The 22,028-nt window shown below is 40.8% G+C and carries 19 protein-coding genes; 9 read left to right on the top strand and 10 right to left on the bottom strand.

The window, feature by feature from the left end; translation table 11 throughout:
• Positions 1 to 80 precede the first annotated feature (80 nt).
• Complete coding sequence (locus NMS_RS05700; protein ID WP_041495844.1) at positions 81 to 1,181, top strand: DUF4407 domain-containing protein; 1,101 nt, start codon at positions 81 to 83, stop codon at positions 1,179 to 1,181.
• 50 nt (positions 1,182 to 1,231) lie between these two features.
• Positions 1,232 to 1,885: an O-methyltransferase gene (locus tag NMS_RS05695; protein WP_041497507.1), complete on the top strand. Its 654-nt coding sequence runs from the start codon at positions 1,232 to 1,234 to the stop codon at positions 1,883 to 1,885.
• On the opposite strand, the gene NMS_RS05690 is transcribed toward NMS_RS05695, so the two are convergent.
• The 6 genes from NMS_RS05690 to NMS_RS05665 all read right to left on the bottom strand — a co-directional run bounded on the left by NMS_RS05690 (position 1,862) and on the right by NMS_RS05665 (position 7,498).
• Positions 1,862 to 2,440, bottom strand: coding sequence for a phosphatase PAP2 family protein (locus NMS_RS05690; RefSeq protein ID WP_041495843.1), 579 nt, complete (start codon positions 2,438 to 2,440; stop codon positions 1,862 to 1,864). The genes NMS_RS05695 and NMS_RS05690 overlap by 24 nt on opposite strands.
• Complete coding sequence (locus tag NMS_RS05685; RefSeq protein ID WP_041495842.1) at positions 2,440 to 2,715, bottom strand: Sec-independent protein translocase subunit TatA/TatB; 276 nt, start codon at positions 2,713 to 2,715, stop codon at positions 2,440 to 2,442. The genes NMS_RS05690 and NMS_RS05685 overlap by 1 nt, the downstream gene beginning before the upstream one ends.
• A 49-nt stretch (positions 2,716 to 2,764) precedes the next feature.
• The gene (locus tag NMS_RS05680; protein WP_148311339.1) at positions 2,765 to 3,589 is read right to left on the bottom strand and encodes a hypothetical protein; all 825 of its coding nucleotides are present in this window, start codon (positions 3,587 to 3,589) and stop codon (positions 2,765 to 2,767) included.
• A gap of 68 nt (positions 3,590 to 3,657) precedes the next feature.
• On the bottom strand, positions 3,658 to 5,964 hold the full coding sequence (locus tag NMS_RS05675) for a M1 family metallopeptidase (RefSeq protein WP_041495840.1): 2,307 nt from the start codon (positions 5,962 to 5,964) through the stop codon (positions 3,658 to 3,660).
• Positions 5,965 to 6,028: 64 nt separating this feature from the next.
• Complete coding sequence (locus NMS_RS13435; RefSeq protein WP_052476755.1) at positions 6,029 to 6,589, bottom strand: DUF6702 family protein; 561 nt, start codon at positions 6,587 to 6,589, stop codon at positions 6,029 to 6,031.
• A 63-nt stretch (positions 6,590 to 6,652) separates the two neighbouring features.
• Positions 6,653 to 7,498 (bottom strand): carboxypeptidase-like regulatory domain-containing protein, encoded by an 846-nt coding sequence (locus NMS_RS05665; protein WP_041495839.1) that lies wholly within the window; start codon positions 7,496 to 7,498, stop codon positions 6,653 to 6,655.
• A gap of 99 nt (positions 7,499 to 7,597) precedes the next feature.
• On the opposite strand from NMS_RS05665, the gene pepE reads away from it, so the two are divergent.
• From pepE to NMS_RS05640, 5 genes are read left to right on the top strand one after another with little or no spacing between them, the layout of a single operon-like run.
• Positions 7,598 to 8,308 carry a dipeptidase PepE gene (gene pepE, locus NMS_RS05660; protein WP_041495838.1) on the top strand — a complete coding sequence of 237 codons (711 nt, stop codon included), beginning with the start codon at positions 7,598 to 7,600 and terminating at the stop codon, positions 8,306 to 8,308.
• A gap of 27 nt (positions 8,309 to 8,335) precedes the next feature.
• Complete coding sequence (locus NMS_RS05655) at positions 8,336 to 8,623, top strand: GNAT family N-acetyltransferase (protein ID WP_041495837.1); 288 nt, start codon at positions 8,336 to 8,338, stop codon at positions 8,621 to 8,623.
• A gap of 2 nt (positions 8,624 to 8,625) precedes the next feature.
• Positions 8,626 to 9,162: a GNAT family N-acetyltransferase gene (locus NMS_RS05650; RefSeq protein ID WP_041495835.1), complete on the top strand. Its 537-nt coding sequence runs from the start codon at positions 8,626 to 8,628 to the stop codon at positions 9,160 to 9,162.
• Positions 9,137 to 9,592 (top strand): GNAT family N-acetyltransferase, encoded by a 456-nt coding sequence (locus tag NMS_RS05645; RefSeq protein ID WP_041495834.1) that lies wholly within the window; start codon positions 9,137 to 9,139, stop codon positions 9,590 to 9,592. Before NMS_RS05650 ends, NMS_RS05645 begins: the two co-directional genes overlap by 26 nt.
• Positions 9,589 to 10,287, top strand: a complete 699-nt coding sequence (locus tag NMS_RS05640) for a M15 family metallopeptidase (protein WP_041495833.1) — start codon at positions 9,589 to 9,591, stop codon at positions 10,285 to 10,287. The genes NMS_RS05645 and NMS_RS05640 overlap by 4 nt, the downstream gene beginning before the upstream one ends.
• A 148-nt stretch (positions 10,288 to 10,435) precedes the next feature.
• Here NMS_RS05640 and NMS_RS05635 read toward each other — a convergent pair whose 3' ends face one another.
• Positions 10,436 to 16,996: an alpha-2-macroglobulin family protein gene (locus NMS_RS05635; protein ID WP_041495832.1), complete on the bottom strand. Its 6,561-nt coding sequence runs from the start codon at positions 16,994 to 16,996 to the stop codon at positions 10,436 to 10,438.
• 113 nt (positions 16,997 to 17,109) lie between these two features.
• Between NMS_RS05635 and NMS_RS05630 the strand changes: the two genes are divergently transcribed.
• Complete coding sequence (locus NMS_RS05630) at positions 17,110 to 17,847, top strand: tetratricopeptide repeat protein (RefSeq protein WP_041495831.1); 738 nt, start codon at positions 17,110 to 17,112, stop codon at positions 17,845 to 17,847.
• Positions 17,848 to 17,918: 71 nt separating this feature from the next.
• On the top strand, positions 17,919 to 19,271 hold the full coding sequence (locus NMS_RS05625; protein ID WP_041495830.1) for a UDP-N-acetylmuramate--L-alanine ligase: 1,353 nt from the start codon (positions 17,919 to 17,921) through the stop codon (positions 19,269 to 19,271).
• On the opposite strand, the gene NMS_RS05620 is transcribed toward NMS_RS05625, so the two are convergent.
• The 3 genes from NMS_RS05620 to NMS_RS05610 are packed head-to-tail and all read right to left on the bottom strand — an operon-like array spanning position 19,268 to position 22,021.
• Positions 19,268 to 21,037, bottom strand: a complete 1,770-nt coding sequence (locus NMS_RS05620) for a MutS-related protein (protein ID WP_041495829.1) — start codon at positions 21,035 to 21,037, stop codon at positions 19,268 to 19,270. The genes NMS_RS05625 and NMS_RS05620 overlap by 4 nt on opposite strands.
• Positions 21,034 to 21,408 carry an MmcQ/YjbR family DNA-binding protein gene (locus tag NMS_RS05615; RefSeq protein WP_041495828.1) on the bottom strand — a complete coding sequence of 125 codons (375 nt, stop codon included), beginning with the start codon at positions 21,406 to 21,408 and terminating at the stop codon, positions 21,034 to 21,036. Before NMS_RS05615 ends, NMS_RS05620 begins: the two co-directional genes overlap by 4 nt.
• Positions 21,398 to 22,021: a DUF4230 domain-containing protein gene (locus tag NMS_RS05610; protein WP_041495827.1), complete on the bottom strand. Its 624-nt coding sequence runs from the start codon at positions 22,019 to 22,021 to the stop codon at positions 21,398 to 21,400. Before NMS_RS05610 ends, NMS_RS05615 begins: the two co-directional genes overlap by 11 nt.
• Positions 22,022 to 22,028 lie beyond the last annotated feature (7 nt).

Raw genomic sequence — 22,028 nt, 5'->3', positions numbered from 1 at the left:
TTTGAATTTGTTTTTAATTTTTCTTTAATAACGTAACAATTTACATCCTAGAACGTTATATGAGCCTAACTTATATTTAAATGCAATCATTTTTCATTTTTTGTAGCGGTGCAGATGCAGATCTGCTGGACGAGTGTAGCGCTGGAGAGCGCAACAAATACGCAGGTATAGGCGCCACCGTTTTCTTCACCGCGCTTATGGCCTTTTTCGCATCGGCCTATGCGCTGTACACTGTTTTTGACAGCTATCTGGTAGCCGCTGCTTTTGGGCTTGTTTGGGGAATGTTGATTTTCAATCTGGACCGTTATATCGTTTCTACACTTAAGAAAAGTGACAAGAAAATCAACGAAATCTGGCAGGCGACGCCGCGTATTTTGCTAGCGATCATCATTGCCGTTGTGATTTCAAAACCACTCGAACTTAAAATGTTTGAGAAAGAAATTGATAGAGTCCTTCTTGCAGAGAAGAACGAGATGACTCTTGAGAACCAAGAGCAAGTAGGATTACTTTTTGCTGCTGAGGAGTCCGCTTTCGCGAAAGCGATACAAGACTTAAAAGACGAGGTTACCAACAAAGAGGCCGAAGTTGAAGCCCTTTATGCCACCTACATCGCAGAAGCCGAAGGAACCGCTGGAACCAACCGTCTAGGCAAAGGGCCCGTCTACAAAGAGAAGCGCGACAAACACGACGCCGCACTGGCCGAATTAACTACACTAAAACCTGCTAACGCAGAGAAAATGTTGGCATTAGAAACCCAACTTGCCGAAGTTCAAGAACGTGAAGCAGCACAGTTACTAGCAACTCAACCCATCATTGACAACTTTGACGGTCTCATGGCACGCATTAGCGCTTTGAACAAATTGCCGTTCTTGATCTCGTTTTTCATCTTTCTACTTTTTCTAGCGATAGAAACCTCCCCTATCATCGCAAAACTACTGGCTCCAAAAGGTGAGTACGATTTTAAACTAGCCGAGCGTGAAGACCTGGTGAAGTCATGGGTAACCCAGCAAAAACAGCAGCAAACCGTCATGGTACAAACAGACCGCGACCTGAACAACCGCGTTTATGCTGATATTGCAGATGAGGAAGAGCTGTACAACTACAAAAAGAAAACCGCACGCCAGCTTATGCAAAAACAAGCTGATGCGTTTTACGAAAAGCAAAAAGGAATTTTGGGATAGTCCTGTTCTAACTCTTTTAGAAAAATGGCTGCAAGATGTATCTTGCAGCCATGTTTTTTTTACCCAAAGATCTAGACGATTACATCGTCAACCATTCTCAGGACGAACCGCAGATTCTCAAAGACCTGACCCGGGAAACACACTTGAAGGTGTTGCAACCCATCATGCTTTCAGGCGCGTATCAAGGTCGGGTGTTGAGTATGATCTCGCACTTGCGTGCTCCTAAGCGCGTGTTGGAAATAGGCACGTTTACTGGGTATTCTGCCATTTGTTTGATGGAAGGTATGCCTGACGGCAGTGAATTAGTAACCATTGATATCAATGAAGAACTAGAAGATTTTGCAGCTGCTTATTTAACTCGCTTTCGCGAAAGCGGAAAAAATCAAATTACTGTACATCAAAAAAATGGTGATGCGACAGAAATTATTCCGCAGCTGGAAGGAACATTTGACCTGGTTTTCATTGATGCCGATAAGCCTAATTACGTCACATATTTCCACCAGATTATGGAAAAGGTAACATCTGGATCCTTAATTATTTCTGACAACGTCTTGTGGCATGGAAAGGTGGTAGAAGATGTCAAGCCAAAAGATAGTTCAACACCGGTGCTGCTGGAATACAACAGACTACTCAAGGAGGATTCTAGACTACAAACAGTGTTACTATCCGTTCGTGATGGGTTAACGCTCTCTCGTGTTCTTTAAAATATCAAATAGGAACAGCGTCATTTTATAAAAGACACAGCCTGCGATCAAACCTATGATCATACCCACAGTAACATCTGCAGGGAAATGTACCCCCACGAATATTCTAGAAAAGGCAAAGGTGATGGGCCAGAGGTAAAATAAAAAATACCATTTGCTAGGTTTATAGTGTTGCAACAAAAGCACCACAATTGTAGTAGCTGCAAAACTCACTGCACTGTGTCCTGACCAGAAGCTAAAGTTTTCTGGCATTTGTAAGATATTGATGCCGTCCATCAATACAGGTTCGTTATTAGGCCTTAGACGTGCAACACTGTTCTTCACAAAATTAGTTAGCCACAGGGTAAAAACTGCAGTGGTCAACACCATACCTATACTCGCCAAAGCTTTGCGCCATGACATCGCTCGATAGAGTAAATAAAAGAAAAATAAATAGAGGGGTATCCAGTGCTCAATTTGAGTCACAAATAGCCAAAACTCAGTAAACTTACCTATCCATAAGCTATTAATAAAACTAAAGATATCCCGGTCCCACTGGACCAACTGATCCCACATTAGAACTTACGTTTGATCGATCCAGAATCTTCTATCTGATCCTTGACCTGTTCAATTTGTTGGGTAATTTGTTTGACATCTTTAGAAAAACCGTGCTCATCAGCAGATTTTGAGATTTCATTCTTGATGTCGTCTGTAGCATTACGTACCGTATTCATTGCCTTGGCAATTCCACGAACGATTTCTGGAAGTTTATCAGAACCAAATACCAATATGATGACCAATCCTACGATCATCATCTCTGGTGTGCTTATAAAAAGAGGTATAGATAACATGGTGCAAATATACGATCCTGACCAGATCTCAATGCGCCAAAAGCGTTAATTAAGGTTGGTAAATAAAGAACTCAAAATTTGTTTGTGTTCCTGCTGCGGTAGTTGTTTCTACTGCTCTGGAACTTGGGAATTGATCCTCCTGCAATTGGTACGTGTAAACAGTAGATCGACTTTCTATAAAACTCCCTCCCACACGTTCATAATCCCGTTGCGTGGCCGGTAAATACCTGGTATAAGGAACAAATTCATCAAAAATTAAAAACCGGATCACATCATTCATATCCCGGAATGGATTGTTATTAAACACATAAGTAAACTCTGTATAACCTAACACCGTGTTCCCGTTAGCAGATAAATCATTGATTCTTGAAACATTAAAATTCTCTGTGTACAAATACTGTAGACGGCGAACTTCAGTTCTATTCCCTGCGCTGTTCAAATCGTAAGTTATTGCTCGATCAATTCTATTCTGCAAATCGATTCGCAGTATTTTTTCTTGTTGAGACCCATCGCTTGCTGTTGATCTAGCTGTGATGGTATTGTTATCATAAATTAATGCTGTGGACTTTGTTATACCACCGCCTGTTTCTTCTATCGCTACTAATCGATTGTTTGCCGCATACGTCATTTGAAAAGAAGAACCTCCTTCTATCACAACGGCATCAATACGCTGGTTTGCATCATAATTGATAGCGATGCTCGAGGTGGGCGTGCCGTCGATAGTTTCAGACAGATCGATTCGCTCCAGACGCACCTCCAGATCGATTGGTTCCTCAACGCCAACAACTTCCTCGACATCTCTAATATCATCGTCACAAGAGGTTGAAATGGCACATATGACCATGGTCAGAATAAATAACAAGAGGTGTCTCATACACTACAAACATAAAAAAGCCAGATTCATTGTGAATCTGGCTTTCTATTTATTTTAAGTAGAAGAACTTAGTTCTTCATTTCTTCAAACTTATCTACAGTTGCTTCTTTAGGCCATGTATTGTTAGTCACATCGATGTCTGCTGTTTCCAGGTTTGGATCGATTACCACTTTTACTATTTCCTTAGAGGTTCCTTTGCTTAAAGTCACTTGCTTGTCGTTTAATCTCCAGATTTCAGCTGGGTGAGTAACCATTTCAGTAGTTCCATCAGCATAAGTGTACTCAAGGATGATAGGCATGACTAAACCTCCTGGCTTTTCAACGGTGATCTGATAGAAATACTTTGGATTTTTCATCATCGCTCTTTCTTCTGGAGTGAAGTTATCCATCAAGTATTCTTTTAATGCTACTGCATCTTCTTTAGGGTCTTTTCCTTTCATTTCAGGCTTATAATCCTCAGACCCTTCCTTGACCATATAAACCAATCCTTGAAGGCGATCTAATGGAATGTTGCGTGCTTCCGCAAGCTCTTTCATTTCTTTGTTGATCTCGTTAGAAACATAGTAACGCTCTACATCTCCTATAGCCATATCAGTATACTGAGTGCTATAGAACCATCCTCTCCAGAACCAGTCCAGATCAACGGCACTAGCATCTTCCATAGTACGGAAGAAATCTTCTGGTGTTGGGTGCTTAAACATCCATCTTTCAGAATAGGTGCGGAATGCGTAGTCAAATAAATCTCTACCCATAATTGTTTCACGCAAAATATTCAATCCTGTAGCAGGTTTCGCGTAAGCGTTAGAACCAAACTGGTAGGTGTTCAAGCCTTTACTCATAATAGGCGCAATATAACGTTGATCACCACCCATGTAAGGAACAATCGCAGCCGCTGGTCCACGTCTAGATGGGTAGGCATCAAGATTTGTGTCGCCTTTTAAAGCTGCCGGATAGCTTTCGCCAAAATCCTGCTCCGCTACATACTGTACAAAGGTGTTCAATCCTTCATCCATCCATGTCCACTGACGCTCGTCAGAGTTCACGATCATTGGGAAATAGTTGTGCCCTACCTCATGAATAATTACGGAAATCATACCGTACTTCACACGGTCAGAATAAGAACCGTCCGGCTCTGGACGACCATAGTTCCAACAAATCATAGGATATTCCATCCCTTGATTTTTTGCATGTACAGAAATTGCCTTGTGGTAAGGGTAATCAAATGTCATTCTAGAATAGGACTTCAATGTTTGTGCTACAGCATAGGTAGACCATTGCTCCCATAATGGATTTCCTTCTGGAGGATAGATAGAAACGGCCATAACATCACTCTTACCTACTTTCACCGCCATTGCATCTGCAATATATCTTCTAGAAGAAGTCCAACCGAAGTCACGTACGAAATCTGCTTCCAGCTTCCATGTTTTTGTGGTTGTTGTAGTTTCAGCACTTCCTTGAGCTAATTTCTCAGCTTCAGCCTGTGTGCGAATGATTACTGGCTTATCATAGGATTTCATGGCACGCTCGTAGCGGTTCATTTCCTCCTTAGTGTATACATCTTTACGGTTGGTCAATTTCCCTGTTCCATCCAACCAGTGGTCTGAAGGAACGGTAATGTTCACTTCAAAAGAACCGAAAGGCAATGAAAATTCATCACGACCCCAGAACTGGCTGTTTTGCCATCCTTCAACATCATTATAAACTGCCATACGAGGATAGAATTGAGCGATAACATATGAGCGGTTACCGTCTGGAGTTTGCTCGTACCCACTTCTACCACGACCATCCACGTGATCGTTAATATTATAATCCCACTCGATATCGAATTCAAAATCCTTCCCTGGCTCCAATGCCTCAGGCATCTCCACACGCATCATCGTTTGATTGATGGTATATTTCAATGGATTTCCTTTACTGTCTAAAACTTTTTTGATGTTGAAACCACCATCAAATGGTTCCTTTAAAAATTCACCTGCAAAACCTTCAGCAGTAGCGTAAGGATTGATGCGACTTGTTTCAATAAGCGGGCTTTTTGAATGTTTAGCTCGCATATTTTGATCCAATTGCACCCATAAATATTCTAATACATCTGGAGACTGGTTCAAATAGGTGATCGTTTCATAACCGTACAAATGATGATTTGCATCATCTAGTCTGATGTCCATTTTGTAATCAGCACGTTGCTGATAGTATGCTGGACCTGGAGCACCACTGGCGCTACGGTATTCATTAGGAGTGGAAAACTCCTGATACATTTGGCGGAATTTGTTCTCGTTGTAGTGTTCTGTTGCTTTTTCTTCTTTAGGCGCCTCTTGTGCGAAGGATCCAAAAGAAACAAGCATCATACTGATGAACAAAAATTTAATTGATTTCATTAATTATTGGTTTTTTCTTGTTGCTGCTAATTTAAGAATAAAGAAGTCTTTGTAAAGCAAATCCTTAAAACTTTGCTCGGTCTACAGGTGTATCAGCGCTATTTAAAATGGATTTGCGTTCCTCTTTAATTTTAAAATGCGTCAGATTTTTCTGCTCTGGGAATAATTCGAACAGTGCCTTATTGCTTAATTCAACCGTTTTTGGAGATGTTGCTGCTGGAATTTCAATATAAATTTTGATTTGGTCTGCGTCATATTCTGCGCCTAGAATTTTAGGCGTTGTTGCTTTACCATCTATGGAAACGACCATTCTTTTAGAAAAATACCGATCTAAAACAGGCTTTAACTCTTCTAACTCATCAGCATTTCCCAACGTCAATTTTTTATCAAGTCGCTCGTTCAACACATCTTCTAGGTCGTCAATAAAATATCTAGAAACCATTTGTAACGCCTTAGCTTTAGAGCTGTAGCTTACATTAGAGACTGATAAATAGTATTTATGAAATTGGTTTATTTCGCTTTCGTGAAAGCGAAATGGCTCTATAGAAACAGATTCTTTAGGAACTGTATGAGCTAATGTGCTTATTCCCATCAATAAAACGATAGGGTATAGTATTTTCTTCATGTAGGATTTTAAGACGATTGAATTCAATAGTTTTCAAAGATGCAAAAACAATGCCTTTTACAATTATTGTTTGGTTGGAGTTGCATCCTTGCTATTTGCGCTTCGTGCTTTATAGATCGTCGCTTGTTCGTCCAGAAACTGTAGCAATTGAAATTCATTATCCTTTTGAAGCATGCTTTTATTTAAACCTTGTTCTTGAGCAAATACCATGAATTCAAACAGATTTTCTTCAGGAATTTTTAAATAATCGACTAAGTATTCTGTGCTGTATTTATTTTGTAATAAGACTTCCTTGAATTGCTCTTTTTGCTTGCTAGGGGCTCCAACGGTAAGATCTACATTGCGCAAGGCGCCTTGAGCTATCAATCCAGCGAGCAGGCCTACCATATTGAAAGAATTGTAGCGCAGCTGGCTTTGATTGAAAGCCGTATTTTGAACTGGAATTTCTTCTGGCTGTCGCACACGATCAGAAAAAGTGTTTTCTATCCGATCTACGGCTGCTACTCTTATATTACGTTGTGTGACATCTTCAATTCCCGTATCTGGCATTTCTGTACGCTTGACAGCGACGCGTATGGACTGATCAGTCACTACCACTTCTTCCAGCAAATTGACTCCTTCACTAAAAGTGAGCTGTGTCGTTCCTTTATCAACTGTAGCCTGCGTAATTGTCAAACTAAAAGGATCGTATTGTACCGCATTGAATGAAAGTTGATCTCCTGCTCTCACGTCAATATAAAAGACTCCGTTTTCATTAGTAACAGTTCCTTCTAAGGTAGTGCCATTAAAAACGGTAATTCCCTCTAGAGGTTGATTCAAGACACCATTTATAGTACCTTTTAGCTGTTTACGTTCCTGCGCGTAAGCGCAACTTGAAACAAGAAGTAGAAGAAGAATTAATTTTTTCATGATGAGAACTTAAATACTAATATAAAGTTATAAAGAGTAGACAAAGCTTTATGCCTGAGATTTGTTAAATACCTTTGAAATCAAAAGTATAGTATCACTATGAGAAATATGATTATCGCTAGTACTTCTACCATTTACGGTAGTGGTTATCTAGAATATCTGACACCAGTTTTATCTAAAAGATTAAATGCGGCAGGAATTAGCGAGGTCCTATTCATTCCTTTTGCGCGTCCAGGTGGGATTACCCACGATGAATATACATCCAAAGCCGCTAAGGCATTTGAAAAACTAGACGTTAGCGTTCAAGGAATTCACACATTTCAAAACCCGGGAGAAGCTATAGAAAAAGCTACTGCTATTTTTACCGGTGGTGGTAATACGTTCCAATTAGTTAAAATGCTTCACGATCTAGAGTTGATGATGCCCTTGCGTAAAGCTATTTACAACGGCTGCTTTTATTTAGGCACGAGTGCTGGAAGCAACATTTGTGGTTTAAATATGAAAACCACTAATGATATGCCTGTGGTGGAACCTCAAAGCTTTAAAACTACAGGAGCTATAGGCTATAACATCAACGCACATTATCAAGATCCTATTGAAAACGATACGCACATGGGAGAAACCAGAGAGGAGCGCATCAAAGAGTTTCATGTTTACAATTCCATCACGGTCGTGGGACTTAGAGAAGGTAGTTATATAGATGTCAATGGAAGCGAAGAAATTTTGCAAGGTCCACATCAAGCTCGCATATTTAGATCAAATACTGAAAATCAAGAAGTTGATCCTGGATTTAACTTTGCCACACTTTAAAATTCCGCTAACTTTAAAATAAAAATTATGAACACCGACTCCATACACCACAAGCAAAATGATAGGCGAGGAATTTTCTACCTTAAAGAAGGAGATCAAACCATTGCTGAACTTACCTATTCACTGAATGGCAAGGTGATGACGATTGATCATACAGAAACGAATTCGGAACATGAAGGACAAGGTATAGGTGCAAAAATGGTAGAGGAGAGTTACGCTTTCGCGAAAGCGAACAATTACAAAATCAATCCATTATGTCCATTTGCTGAGGTCGTATTTGACCGCAATGACAACTGGAGCGACGTACGCATTTAAGCATGCTGCTAGAAACAGAGCGGCTGCTGTTGCGCCCATATTCCATTCAAAATGCTGCAGCATTGTATCAGCTTAACAACGATACCGAAGTCATGAAGTATACGGGCGACGTAGGCTATGCGAGCATTGCCGATGCGGAAAAGTATATAAAGGATTATCTCTTAAATCCATTAGGACAGCTATTGAAATACAACATGGGAAGGCTTGCGGTGCTTGATAAAGACACGGGAGAATTTCTAGGTTTTTGCGGGATAAAAACGCATGAAACATCGCAGATCACAGACATAGGATATCGTTTTATGCGAGAACACTGGGGAAAAGGATATGCCACGGAAGCCAGTGAGAAAGTATTAGAATTTGGTTTTGAACACCATCAAAAGGAACAAATCATTGCTCATGTCCATGAACATAATTATGGATCTCAGCGAGTTGCGGAAAAATTAGGGTTCCATTTAGACCATCGATTTCTATGGGATGGCCTATTACCTGGACGTTATTATAAATTGACAAGAGATGCCTATTACCATCAAAGAAATTAGCGCTTTAGAAACTTATGGTGTACGCCATCCAGTATTGCGTGCGGGTCGACCGCTGGAAGACTGTGCCATGGAAGGCGACGAGCTGGAAACCACCTTTCACTTGGGAGCATATGATGATCATCTCCATGTGGGTGTGGCTACTTTTTTAAAATCTAGTGCGGCAGAGTCACCGATAGATCCAACTTCAAATCTTTCTTTTTATCAATTGAGAGGTATGGGAGTCATACCAGATCATCAAGGAAAAGGAATCGGCAAACAATTAGTAGAACGAGGAATTGATATGCTGAAGAAAAACAAAGTTGATGCCTTGTGGTTTAATGCCAGGATTGCAGCTGTCCCTTTTTATGAAAGATTAGGCTTCAGTACTATTGGATCCACATTTGAGGTAGAACATGTAGGAACGCATTACAAAATGTACCGGGTTTTATGAGATACCTACTACTAGCTTTTTTGCTTTTTGGAACTATAGTGACCGCACAACCCACTGCTGATGTATTGACTGGAAAATCGGCAAACGCTAACAACTCGCTGGAATCGGACACTCAAACTGCATTGAAAAAAATGCAAACAGCCGCATTGAAGGACGGAATCAAAATCGAGGTCGCTTCTGGCTATCGCAGTTTTGATCGCCAGCGGCAAATCTGGAATGGGAAATATAAAAAATATGAGGCGCAGGGACTACAACCCGATGCCATTTTTGATAAAATCGTTGAATATTCTACTGTACCTGGAACATCTAGACACCACTGGGGAACTGACATGGATCTGATTGATGGAAATGCCGATTATTCTGGATCAGTGCTTGTGACAGATAAATTTCATGGCGACGGGCCGTTTTGTAAATTGAAGGACTGGATGGATGAAAACTCCAGCAAGTTTGGTTTTGAGCTTGTATACACCATGAATGAGAATCGAGCAGGTTTTGAGTATGAGCCATGGCATTATAGCTATGCTCCTGTTTCTAAAGTCTATCTAAGGGATTATCTCACTCAAATTGATTTTATTTCCTTTCTACGATCCCAAGAGATTATGGGAATGGATCAAATCAGTAATGAACGTCTGACTAGGTATTACAAAGAACACATTCAAGGGGTCAACCCAGAACTACAACTAGAAAAGGAGTAATTCAAACTCCTCAAAACCAACTAGTATATCACGCGGATCTTACCGTTGATGGAGAGGTTGCCATGGGACTTCAGGCCGCATCCAGCATGATTCAAAAACATGGCAGCTTACTACAAAACCAACAAGCAGTAGTTTAAATCTAAAATTCTTAATCAGAAATCGTTACTCTCACGCCTTCACTATGGCTGGAGAATTCTGGCGCATACATACATTCCAGTTGTGTAATCCCGTTGGAGAACTGACCGGCATTGTTTGCTCGCACGTCGTATTCAAAAACATAGGTTCCGGGCTTTAATTGGTCAAAGAAAAAGTGTGTGGCCACATCCTTGGTGCTTTGATAATATCCTAATCCGTCCTGATATTTATAGCGTGAGATCACATCTACAGGTTCAAAACCGCTGGCGCGCATGTCTTTTAGGTGGACAAAATCCAGATCTTTATTCGATCTGATTTCCATGCGTACTGTTACCAGATCGCCTATTTCCAAAGCATCACTAGCAGTAATTTCCACTAATCTTTCGCCAGAGTTCGTATTCACCTTTTTAAACAATCTCTTTTTAATCGACATAGGCAGGTCATCATCCACCGTTATTTTATCCAAATCCTCAAAATATTGCCAGTACAAACCGCCGTATCCAGTGACTTCGCTTTTGTTTTTGACTTCAACTGTAGCATGTTTTGGTTGGATCTCATCCTCGTGAAGCGATACTTTGAAATAACCAGTACCAGCTTCTTTTTCGACGTTTTCCATTAAGGATTCTGGAATGGGTCTATTTCCCCATTTGATCACATTGCTTTCCTGAACATCCAGCCATTCGTTACCCTGCAATAGCAGTGCATAGGTCGCATCTGCTGTGGCTTTTGTAGATTTCCAGCGATTGGTGCGCTTGTTTTGCAGTAGCCAGACTTTCAATTCTTCTACGTTTTTTTCGTTATTTCCTACTTCGCTAAAAGTTTCTATCGCCAGCGCCTGAGTCTCGATATCGCTGCTATACCAGTTGTAATCGGTCACGTTTTCCTTCCAGTACATTCCGTTTTCACGGCTGTTGACCGCACTTTGGCGTAATCCTTCCACGATTTTCTGTGCAGTTGCAACCTCACCGGCACGCTGCAAGCCCAATGACATCAATAATTGTTGGTAGATCTGCTGGGAAGAGAAATTGGTTTTCGCTTTCGCGAAAGCGAACTCACGACCAGACTTCAATACTCCATTTAGGTTTTTGTCCTTCTTGAAACTTCTAGCATACTGGTAATGCCAATAGCTCACGCCATAGTTGTAGTTCTCGAGTGTTTTGTTTCTCTTTAAATGCTCATTGAAGTTTTTTTCCCAGTTTTTATCCAAGGCACTTATAGCATTTTCATAAATCCGATCGGTTTGTGGACGGTCGCCATCGTTGACGTCCAGCCTGTTCAAATGACCCATTCCTGTTGCGATGTGTCTCGTGATATAATCGCTCATGCGGCCACCGGCAAACCATGGGAAACCACCGCTAGGCAGTTGCTGGGCTTCCAGTTTTGCCAGTGTTTTCTTCTTTTCTCTCGCAGTTCTTGCAAGATCAAATAAGGTGGCTAGACGCTTTTGCTTTTCGGCTTCTGATTTAGCGTCGCGCAGCCATGGTGTGTGCGAAATAATTATGGATTTTAGCTCTTCGTTTTTTTCTAAATTGCTGGCTGGAACATCATTTGCTGCCCAACTTTCAAAAACTTCCTTGACTCGCGGATTACTATTTAAGATATGTGCGGCAACTGAGTTTGCATAATATCTGGAAAAAGTTTGCTCGCTGCACTCATGTTCAAACTCCATTAAATAAGGAAGTGATTGGATCGCATACCACGATGGATTTGAAGTGTACTCAAAAGTCAGCTGGTGGTTGGTTCTAGAATCTGATGTGGTGTTCGCCAACTTATCCATCGTCACGCTAGAAGTTTCTCCCGCACGCACCCAAAGTGCACGACTTTCAGTCACCAACATCCTATTGGTCAACACCGGTAACGTGTTTTCCTCGCCATCAGAGAAGTTTCCCGATGTTGCCAGCACGCGATAGGTCACCGCTTGTGTACCGACAGGAACAGTAAACGTCCAATTCACAGAAGCATTCCCGCCAGTGGCTACTTCAAAGGCTTGGATATTTTTATCATTGCCCAACTTCTGATCAATGGGTTGCATCGTTAGCGCGTCGAACAATTGCAATGTTGCCTTTCCCGTCAAGGGTTTACCGGAAAGGTTTGCCACTTTGGTAGAAAACCGAATCGTATCTGTTTCCCGCAAGAATCGTGGCGGATTAGGAACCAGACTCAGCTCCTTTTGGGTTTGTACCAAACCTTCATATTGTGCGGTTTGTGCCTGTTTGTTATGCGCAAACAATCTAAATTTCCATTGGGTCAAGGCTTCTGGCGAGGTAAAGCTGAATTTTAGGTTTCCTAGCTCGTCGGTGTAGAGTTCTGGGAGGAAGAACGCAGTCTCGTTGAGGTTTTTGCGGACTGGAACGTTTTGTAAAGCCATAGCTTCTTTGACAATATCTGCTGCGCTGACTCCTTTTTTAGTACTGACAATGATCACACCGTTAGCGCCACGGTCACCATAAATAGAGGTGGCATTTGCATCTTTAAGGACGGCAACTTCTTGAATATTATTTGGGTCAAGTGCACGAAATTCTGCCTCAGTCATTGGAATTCCGTCAACAATTATCAATATCTCTCCATCTTTAGAATCAGAAGCCATACCTCTTATTTCCACCATAGGATCAGGACCGGGTTGACCACTAATAACATTTAATCCTGCAACTTGACCTTCTAGGGTTTGAAGGAAAGCAGCAGTAGGTCTGTTTTGAATTATTTCATCAGTTGTGACAGAGGCAGAAATATTCCTCTTTGTAGAACCAGGATACCTGGTCACCAACACAGCTTCCAAGTTGGTGCTTAAACTTACATTAATTACCTCTTCATCTACCTTTCGCACTGCCGGTTCGTTTCCTGAGTACCAGCTGAACACTAATTTATCTCCTGCCGAAGCCGTTATTATATATACTCCGTCAAAACCAGTTGTAGCTGAAATATCTGTGCCTTGAATAATCACCGTAGCTCCCAGTATAGGTTCGCCAGATTGATCAGTAACCTTACCAGTAATTTTTCCTGCAATAGGTTTGACGGGAGACAGCTTTCGCGAAAGCGTATTCTTATAATATCGATAACGGTTTTGAAAATTCTGGAATGTTAAGCCATATAGGTTCAACTGCTCTTTATCTAACGAGAAAGAAGGCGTAGATTCATAAGGCAATTCAGCAGAAATATTGACAGTAGTCGCTCCAGCCAAGTTGTTTACCGTGAATGGATAGAAGTCATAGTTGCGGCTGTAGAAATTAAATCCACTCCACGAACTGCTCGCGAACTCGTCTAGACTCTTGTCGTACATGCTGGCAAGAACCTCTGCTTGCATACCAGTGCTGTCTTGATCCTTTATGGTAAACGACCACTCTTCATTCTCGCCAGGATATAACTTATTGCGAAAGGTCTGTGTGGTGATCGCAAACTGCTGCTTGGGTTTCACTGATTTTTTGGCTTCAAAACTTCCAGATCTAAAGTCATTGTATTTATAAGTATGGTATTGAAACTTCAAGGCTTCCCCTTGTGCTTTACCAATCCCAAATTTCATAGTGGTTTTACCGTTTGGCAAATAGACCCACTTAGATTCTAGAATCCGCTTGCTGTCATAAGTTGTGAGGTAGATATAAACTGCATCTGTACTGGTATAAAAGTTTACGACTGCCTGATCACTATCCACGCTCACATCATGACTGATGATGTTAGGTGTTGCTGGCAGCTCTTTATTGGCCCAAATCTGCCCTTCCTGTTTTTCTTCCACAAATTCCTTCTCGTTGTCCAGACTTAAGTTCTTGCCTGCTTCCACCGCTTTTGCATAAATGATGTAATTCCCGTTATCCCATTGCTTAGTAACTGGAATTTTAATCGTGGTCAAGGAATCTGTAGTAATGATTGTTTTAAAGATGATAGGCGTGTTTTTCCAGTCTTCTATTTTTTCTTCTTTGCGCAATTCTGCCACTGGGAATTGTTTGCGGTACTCTTGTAAATTCAGCTCGTGGAACTCTGCCTCTTCCAGGCCACTTTCTACAATGACATGATCGCTATTGATATTGCTTCTTATTTGCAATTCGATGGTGGCCTCTATTGGTTTGCCATTCAGATTGCGGGCGATCACTTTGACCTCATTATTCTCGACAGTGAGCATTCCATTGCGGGACATCTGGATCTCAATTGATTTGTAGCCTACACGAACTGTGGTTTCGGCGGTGCGGGTTTCTCCGTTGATATCTGTAACGCTTGCTTCGATGCGGTAGTTATAGTTGGATTCAATATCCTTAGCCACCAGCGTCGAGTCTGGCAATGCTTTAAACGGAATGGTAAACGTTCCATCAGCTTTTGTAATGGTAGTATCGTTTACCACGACTTGGGAATCCACTTGTTGATAACCGTATTTCCAATAAGGAATATTTGCGGTTCGTGTCACGGTGTAGGCTACGAGAGCATCTGTAATGTTGCTACCTAATAATGCTTTTGCAAAACCTGTGACTTTTACGCTATCGCCTATGATATAGGTTTCGGTAACTTCTTTGAACTCGGTTTTGAATCTAGGGCGTTTGTATTCTTCTACTTGGAAGTAAGCTTCACCATTATCATAACCAGCAACAGTTCCCATTATGTCACCTTCTTCTTTTCCTATAAGGTGTATGGAGAATCTTCCCGTAAGAACCTCAGATGGTAAAGTAAACGAACCATTAACGCTTCCATATGCGTTCGTAGTTAGGTCTTGAGTGTACACCTCTTCTCCATTCATATCCTCGACGATAATTTTAAAAGATTCATCAGGAAGCACTCTTGATTTATTGTCTTTGTTCTCTACGATAATGGACTTGAAATAAACCTTCTGTCCAGGTCTATAAATGGCGCGATCCAAATAAATAAATGCTTGTACCTGCTTCTCTGTTTCTGAGGAATTTTCTCTATAGTAACTGTTATAAAATCGTGCTGAAAGAGTATCTCCATTTTTGGAGACCTCTACGGTACGATTACGATACTCGTCAGATAGTAAAAAGGAGACCTGACCATCCTTATTTGTTCTGCCTTTGTACTTTGCAGATTTAGTTTCATCATTAAAAACAGATACGAACACATTTTCCATTGGCTTGCCCGTATCTCGGTCGGTAGCGGTAAATACCGTTTGTCCGGCAGCGTTATGATTGCCCAAGGCTAGATTTGAAACAGTCATAAAAGTCCCTGAACTCACCTTTTCTTGATCCTTTTCCTTAATCAGAACGAGATACTTCCCTTTTTCCAATCCAGGAATGGCATATTCATAATTATGCGAAAACGTATCGTCACCCTCTGGCAAGGTTACTTTCTCCACGTGAGCAAAAGAGTTGTTCTTAAACGCCCTTTGAAAAGTGGCATTTTGTATAGAATCTCGAAAACCGTTCTTTTGATCGTAATTCTGATCAACTTTGATATAATACACTGTTGCATCTGTAGCATTGCGATAAGAAATCACACCACGACTGGGTTGATTTGGAATGATGTTAGACTGCAATTGGGAACTTAATGCAGGTCGGAAAATTTGAGATAGCAAGAAAGTGCATTGCAGACTACCGTAGGTTTCTGGATGTTTTTCTATTGCAGCTTTAGCAATGCGTATGGCTTCTTGACGATCTTCTACTTTGTCCTTATTCTCCTCATCATTGGACCTACGATAATAATATTGCGCAAGACTGTGCTGGATCATAGTTACCGCACCATCATTTGAATACTGGTTAATTAAGTCTTTGAAAATTCTTAGCAGCTCAGGAAACTCTTGGTTCGGGTATAATTCGTCTCTCGTGTATTCTAATCGCTCATCAATAACCGATAAATAAGCGGTCGTTTCATTGCGATTCTTATGCAGTTGCTCTAACGTGCCGTACAATTGAATCACATCATAACTAGAATAGACTGTATCATTTGCAGGTCTTTTAAGTTTGATTAATTCGTCAGTCGGCAAGAAACCGTTTTCTTTAGTAACCGTGAAATTATCCTTTGGCATGGTAATACCATAAGCGCTCGTCTTGTAGAAGTCCAAGGCATGATGCGCCAGCACATCCAGCAAACTAGGGCGCAACTCACGTCCTAATGGTTTGATTTGTAAAATAGGATCAAAGTTGGCCACGTTGATTTTTGAGAGTTGATCGCTGTCCGCAAGAGATTTTTGATAGATGCTGGAAATTTCAGCATAAAAAGTCTTGAGATCCCATGCCGTGAAATCATCGCCAGACACTTCTGTTGCAGTTCTATTGTTGATGCGGTATCTATTCTCGCTTAAATACTGCTCTAAAAGTTGAGCTTTGATGGAGTAATAGATGTTTCTTTCAGGGAATTTGGAGTTGGCAATTCGCTTGTCCAGTGCCGCGATCACCTTTTTTTGAGCAGCTTCTTCCTTGATCATCCAGAATTTTGACTGGAATAAAAAGACTTTAATTAATTGTGCTTCGTCATTTTTTCGGGTGGCGATGGCCGCAATTCTATATAGAATTTGCTGAGCTTCTTCTAGTTTATTAGCAGCTTCCAACTGTTCCAATTCTCTCCACTGATCGGTATATTCTTGAGCGATACTGGTTTGAAAACTTAGGGCTACAAAAAAGGTGAGGAATAAAAGCTGCTTCATAATGGGGTGCTATGATTTAAATGTACCCAAATTTCTAGGATATAGTTTCAATTTAAAACCACTTCAATTGTTATACCGAGAATCCATGGTCTACTTTTTGATATTTTTGTCCCATGAAAAAATTAATACTGATTCTTGCTCTTATTATTTGTAGTGGAGTGAATGCGCAGTCCGCTTTCGCGAAAGCGGAACAACTCTACCAACAAGGCAATTACAAAGCAGCCATACCCATTTACAAAGAGTTGTTGCAAGCCGATGCTAATAACCCAAAATTATTGCGCGCTACAGGACAGACCTATGGGAAGTTAGAGGCCTTTGAAGAAGCTACTGCAGTATACAAAAGACTCTTGAAGACTGATGAGCAAAATGCAGATTATCATTTTTTCTATGGCGGCGCTATGGGAATGTGGGCAAAAAACACCTCTAAGTTTAAAGCTCTAGGCTTGCTGGATGATGTCAAATTCCACCTTAAAAAAGCAGCCGAGTTAGACTCAAAACATATTGAAGTACGCCATGCATTAGTTCAATTGTACACTGAATTGCCAGGAATTATAGGCGGTTCACTTTCTACTGCACGGGATTATGCTGGGCAGTTGCAAAGAATTTCTCCTGTAGATGGATACCTCGCTACTGGATACATTGAAGAATACGACAAGGAATATCAAGATGCCGAGTCTGCCTATAAAAAGGCGATAAAGGTGGGTGGTTCCACTACCACTTATTTGAAACTGGCAAACCTTTATGCTACTAAAATGGATCGTGAGGCAGATGCAGTGCGTATCCTAAAAGATGCTTATAAGGTCAATAAGGATCCAAAATTGCTAGCAGAGCTGAAAAAGCTAGATTCCTAGAGGTATTTCTCTTTCCTTTAAAAAGTAAGTTGAGCCGTGAATATCTTATTTTTAACGGCAAATTCCATTTTATGCGCGTACACTTTATCGCGATAGGCGGCAGCGCCATGCACAATCTTGCTCTTGCTTTACAATACAAAGGTTATCAGGTTTTTGGTAGCGATGATGCCATTTTTGAACCTAGCAAAACCCGTCTAGAGAAGAAGAAATTACTCCCTAAAAAAATGGGATGGTTTCCTGAAAAAATCACGGAAGATCTTGATGCTGTTATCCTAGGAATGCACGCCAAAGAAGACAATCCAGAATTGCTTAAAGCCCAAGAATTAGGCTTAAAGATTTACAGTTATCCTGAATACCTTTTTGAGCAATCTAAAAATAAAACTAGAGTTGTTATAGGTGGTTCTCATGGTAAAACCACAATTACCTCAATGATTTTGCATGTGATGCACTACCACAACCGCAAGGTAGATTATATGGTAGGCGCTCAACTTGCTGGTTTTGATACCATGGTGCATTTGACAGATGAGAATGAATTTATCGTTTTAGAAGGTGATGAATATTTGTCAAGCCCTATAGATCGACGTCCTAAATTTCACTTATACCAGCCTAACATCGCGCTTATATCAGGAATTGCATGGGATCACATCAACGTTTTTCCAGACTATCAAAATTACGTAGAGCAATTTGAAGAGTTTGTGGAACTTATGAAAAACGGCAGTATCCTCGTTTACAATGAAGAAGATCCAGAAGTCAAACGCATTGCAGAGGCGAGCACAAAACCAACGCGTAAACACGGCTACAGCGTTCCAGAGCACACTATAGATAATGGGAAAACCTACCTAGAAACACCTGAAGGCGATATGCCTATTGAGATATTCGGGAAGCATAATTTGAGTAATATGGCTGGAGCCAAATGGATTTGCCAACACATGGGTATTGATGAGGACGATTTTTATGAGGCCATTGGCACCTTTAAAGGAGCTTCTAAGCGCTTAGAAAAAATTGCTGAAAATCACAAAAGCGTAATCTATAAAGATTTTGCTCATTCTCCCAGCAAGGTGGAAGCCACCACTAATGCCGTTAGTAATCAATACAGCGAACGTAAAATCATCGCTTGCCTTGAGCTTCACACCTATTCCAGCCTTAATCCAGAATTTTTAAAGGAATATTCAAATACCCTAGATGCAGCTGATGTTGCCGTGGTATTTTACAGCCCAGACGCCGTAGAATTAAAAGGCCTTGATCCAGTGTCTAAAGATCAAATCAAAGATGCTTTTAAAAATGATGACCTTATCGTGATGACAGATCCTACAGAATTTAAAACCTGGTTGTACAAGCAAAAACTTGCACACTCTGTTTTGCTTTTAATGAGTAGCGGTAATTACGGTGGGTTAGACTTTGAAAAACTGGGTAAATTGATTTAAACAATCCCCATTTTCTTCAATAAGAAGCTCGCATTCATGTTAGTAGCCACACCTGTCTTAAAAGTGTAGTCAAAGAACAACTCATCATTGATGATTTGTGCGTCAAAATAGTAGTTAGAGATATGCTCATGTTCATTAGCCACCTCTGTAAGGCTTAAGTCGTGAGTGGCGATGATTCCGGTAGCATTTTTCCGGGTTAGTTTTTCAATAAGCTTTCTAGAGCCGCTGGCTTTATCGACGCTGTTCGTTCCTTTGAGAATTTCATCAAGCACGATAAAGTATTTTTCTCGTTCCATTTTATCCACGATAAACTTAAGTCGCTTGAGTTCACTGAAAAAATAGGATTCATCATCTTTTAAACTATCACTGGTGCGCATACTCGTGATTAATTTGATGGGCGCATAGTCCATAGATTCCGCCCAGATGGGCAAACCTACATTTGCCATCACTATAGACATAGAAATAGTTCGTAAGAAGGTGCTCTTACCCGCCATGTTTGCTCCTGTAATGATGAAAAATTCTCCTGTATGAATATCTATAGTATTCCCTACGGCTTTTCCAGGATCTAATAGTGGATGTATGACTTGAGCCGCCTTTAATTGAAAATCGCCCTCTTTAATTTCAGGGTAACTGTAATTGGGGTGATTATAAGCAAAATTACCTAGCGAATTCATGGCATCAATTTGCGCAACCGCTTCCAGCCATGGGGCGATGAACTCCTTATTTTCTTTCAGCCAGACTTCGATGGAATGTGTTTGTTTCAAATTCCACAAACCGAATGCGTTTACGAATATTCCCATCAGCATGTTGCTACCTTGATCCAGTCTTACTATAGCTTTTCCCAGATCCTGCAAACGGCCAGAGGCCGTTCTTCCTGTAGTAATCACTTGATCTTTCAAGCCTTGAAGAACGACTCCTTTAAAATCTGTTTTTTCTATTAACTCTAAAAGCTTACCGTACTGGATAAAAAACCCTTCTAATTCTGATATGTAATTGTGAAGTATCAGCAATTGCTTAACGTACCTCCCAGAAATCAGTAACCCAATGAAAAAGACGCCTGCGAGCCAATAACCACCAATCACATCCATACCATACAACACAGCAGTAATTAAAGAAAAAGCAAACTGCAAATAACACAGCCATGAATAGATATATGGAACAAACGGCTTATACGATTTGATCCAATCTACAATGACTGTAGGTCTTGTGTTATTCTCTAGCAGTCTGGCAGTCGCTTCATACTCTTGCCTAAAATCCAGCATCTTGCCTAGTTCAGCTATGGCTTCTTGACGTGCTGTAATTCCAATAATTTTATTAGCGGTAAGATGGCTGGCCAACTGCTGTCTACCTTCTTTGAGTGCTGTGCGATTTAAGTACTGAAAAAAAGACCCGATCCCAAAAAGGTCAATATCTCGACTGTAATCATGATCATCTTCCTCAAACTCATTGCCTGCTGGCATGTCTTCATAATCTCCATTGCCCACGGCAATCTCTTGTTCATTGATGCGCAGCAGCTCCTCATAATAGTTGCGCTTTTGTTTCAAATTCTCATGCCGGGCCACTAGAATAAGAAATGTGGCTATTCCCGCAATGGCAATTGCCACCGCGGCTTGCCAAGAATTCCAGAAAAAATAAATTCCTGCGATAGTTGCTAGAAATGCTAGTAATCTAATAATTCCAGAGATGCGTAACTGGTGGTTGTATCGCTTTCGCGAAAGCGAAAACATCTCTATTCGCGCTTCATATATGGATAATACTTCTTTCAATTGGGTAGGTCTTTTAATTGGGCTTGAACTTTTTTAGTCAAACCAGAAACCACAAGATCATAGCTGTGGTCGATCCATTCTAAAACAACAGCATCAGACATTTGCTGATGCAAATGGATGGTATTCCAATGGGTTTTACTCATATGCCAGGCGCCAGTAACGGTACCGTCGTATTCTTCTCGTAATTCTATTGCTTTTTGAGGGTCGCATTTGACATTAATGCTAGGCTCACCTCGTTCCCAGCGTTCCAACCCTAATAGCATAAACATTTTGCCCATGACTTTGAAGACTAGGGTTTCATTGTCAAACGGCATTTCTTCAGTAGTTCCTTTTTTAGAAAGGCAATAGGCTTGCAGTTGATCAACTTGCATCGCTGGGCAATTTTTTGGTATCCATTGCCTTGTCTAGAATCAGTGCGGTATAATCAAGTTTCCATCCTATGGTTTCCGCTAGGCCTTCCATGAGCTGAATGGTGTTTAAGGCTTCCTTGCGAGCTTGCTCCATAAGCCCACTTTCTGGCACTTTATCTACAATGTGTTGTTTAGCATTGCGAGTGACTTCAGTTAAATCATCGCTAGTAAAGTAATTCGCCCAGCCCTCACTTTTATCGTAATAATTAAAATCTGTCTCAATGCTCATCAATTGAGGTTGGGGAAATTCTGTCAAGCGGATGATCTTGTTTGCAGTATCACTCTCCATGCGGATTTTCGTCAAATCGAATCCTATGTGCGCTTTAGCATTGATAAGAATAATGGCTTTTTTCTTCCCTAAAAGGAAGTTGGCAATTTTATCCTTGACATTTTGATAATGGTAGATTTCAGCAAAGTCGCCCTCAACGGTAATGAATTTGCAAACAGTGCGTATTTTTTCCATCAACACGACACTTTGTTCTTGGCGATTGTCTTTTGAATTGCCTCCAAAAGCTCTAAATAGAAAAAAAGCAACAACTGCTCCTATCGCAAGTCCTATGAATAAATACTCCATGTCACAA

This window comes from Nonlabens marinus S1-08 (assembly GCF_000831385.1).
GTDB lineage: Bacteria > Bacteroidota > Bacteroidia > Flavobacteriales > Flavobacteriaceae > Nonlabens > Nonlabens marinus.
Note: the sequence above shows the minus strand (reverse complement) of the source record. Positions and strands in the feature narration are given on the sequence as shown.

Coding starts and splice junctions, on each gene's coding strand:
- NMS_RS05700 (WP_041495844.1), top strand. CDS start 81: ATGCAATCATTTTTCATTTTTTGTAGCGGTGCAGATGCAGATCTGCTG.
- NMS_RS05695 (WP_041497507.1), top strand. CDS start 1,232: ATGTTTTTTTTACCCAAAGATCTAGACGATTACATCGTCAACCATTCT.
- NMS_RS05690 (WP_041495843.1), bottom strand. CDS start 2,440: ATGTGGGATCAGTTGGTCCAGTGGGACCGGGATATCTTTAGTTTTATT.
- NMS_RS05685 (WP_041495842.1), bottom strand. CDS start 2,715: ATGTTATCTATACCTCTTTTTATAAGCACACCAGAGATGATGATCGTA.
- NMS_RS05680 (WP_148311339.1), bottom strand. CDS start 3,589: ATGAGACACCTCTTGTTATTTATTCTGACCATGGTCATATGTGCCATT.
- NMS_RS05675 (WP_041495840.1), bottom strand. CDS start 5,964: ATGAAATCAATTAAATTTTTGTTCATCAGTATGATGCTTGTTTCTTTT.
- NMS_RS13435 (WP_052476755.1), bottom strand. CDS start 6,589: ATGAAGAAAATACTATACCCTATCGTTTTATTGATGGGAATAAGCACA.
- NMS_RS05665 (WP_041495839.1), bottom strand. CDS start 7,498: ATGAAAAAATTAATTCTTCTTCTACTTCTTGTTTCAAGTTGCGCTTAC.
- pepE (WP_041495838.1), top strand. CDS start 7,598: ATGAGAAATATGATTATCGCTAGTACTTCTACCATTTACGGTAGTGGT.
- NMS_RS05655 (WP_041495837.1), top strand. CDS start 8,336: ATGAACACCGACTCCATACACCACAAGCAAAATGATAGGCGAGGAATT.
- NMS_RS05650 (WP_041495835.1), top strand. CDS start 8,626: ATGCTGCTAGAAACAGAGCGGCTGCTGTTGCGCCCATATTCCATTCAA.
- NMS_RS05645 (WP_041495834.1), top strand. CDS start 9,137: ATGCCTATTACCATCAAAGAAATTAGCGCTTTAGAAACTTATGGTGTA.
- NMS_RS05640 (WP_041495833.1), top strand. CDS start 9,589: ATGAGATACCTACTACTAGCTTTTTTGCTTTTTGGAACTATAGTGACC.
- NMS_RS05635 (WP_041495832.1), bottom strand. CDS start 16,996: ATGAAGCAGCTTTTATTCCTCACCTTTTTTGTAGCCCTAAGTTTTCAA.
- NMS_RS05630 (WP_041495831.1), top strand. CDS start 17,110: ATGAAAAAATTAATACTGATTCTTGCTCTTATTATTTGTAGTGGAGTG.
- NMS_RS05625 (WP_041495830.1), top strand. CDS start 17,919: ATGCGCGTACACTTTATCGCGATAGGCGGCAGCGCCATGCACAATCTT.
- NMS_RS05615 (WP_041495828.1), bottom strand. CDS start 21,408: ATGCAAGTTGATCAACTGCAAGCCTATTGCCTTTCTAAAAAAGGAACT.
- NMS_RS05610 (WP_041495827.1), bottom strand. CDS start 22,021: ATGGAGTATTTATTCATAGGACTTGCGATAGGAGCAGTTGTTGCTTTT.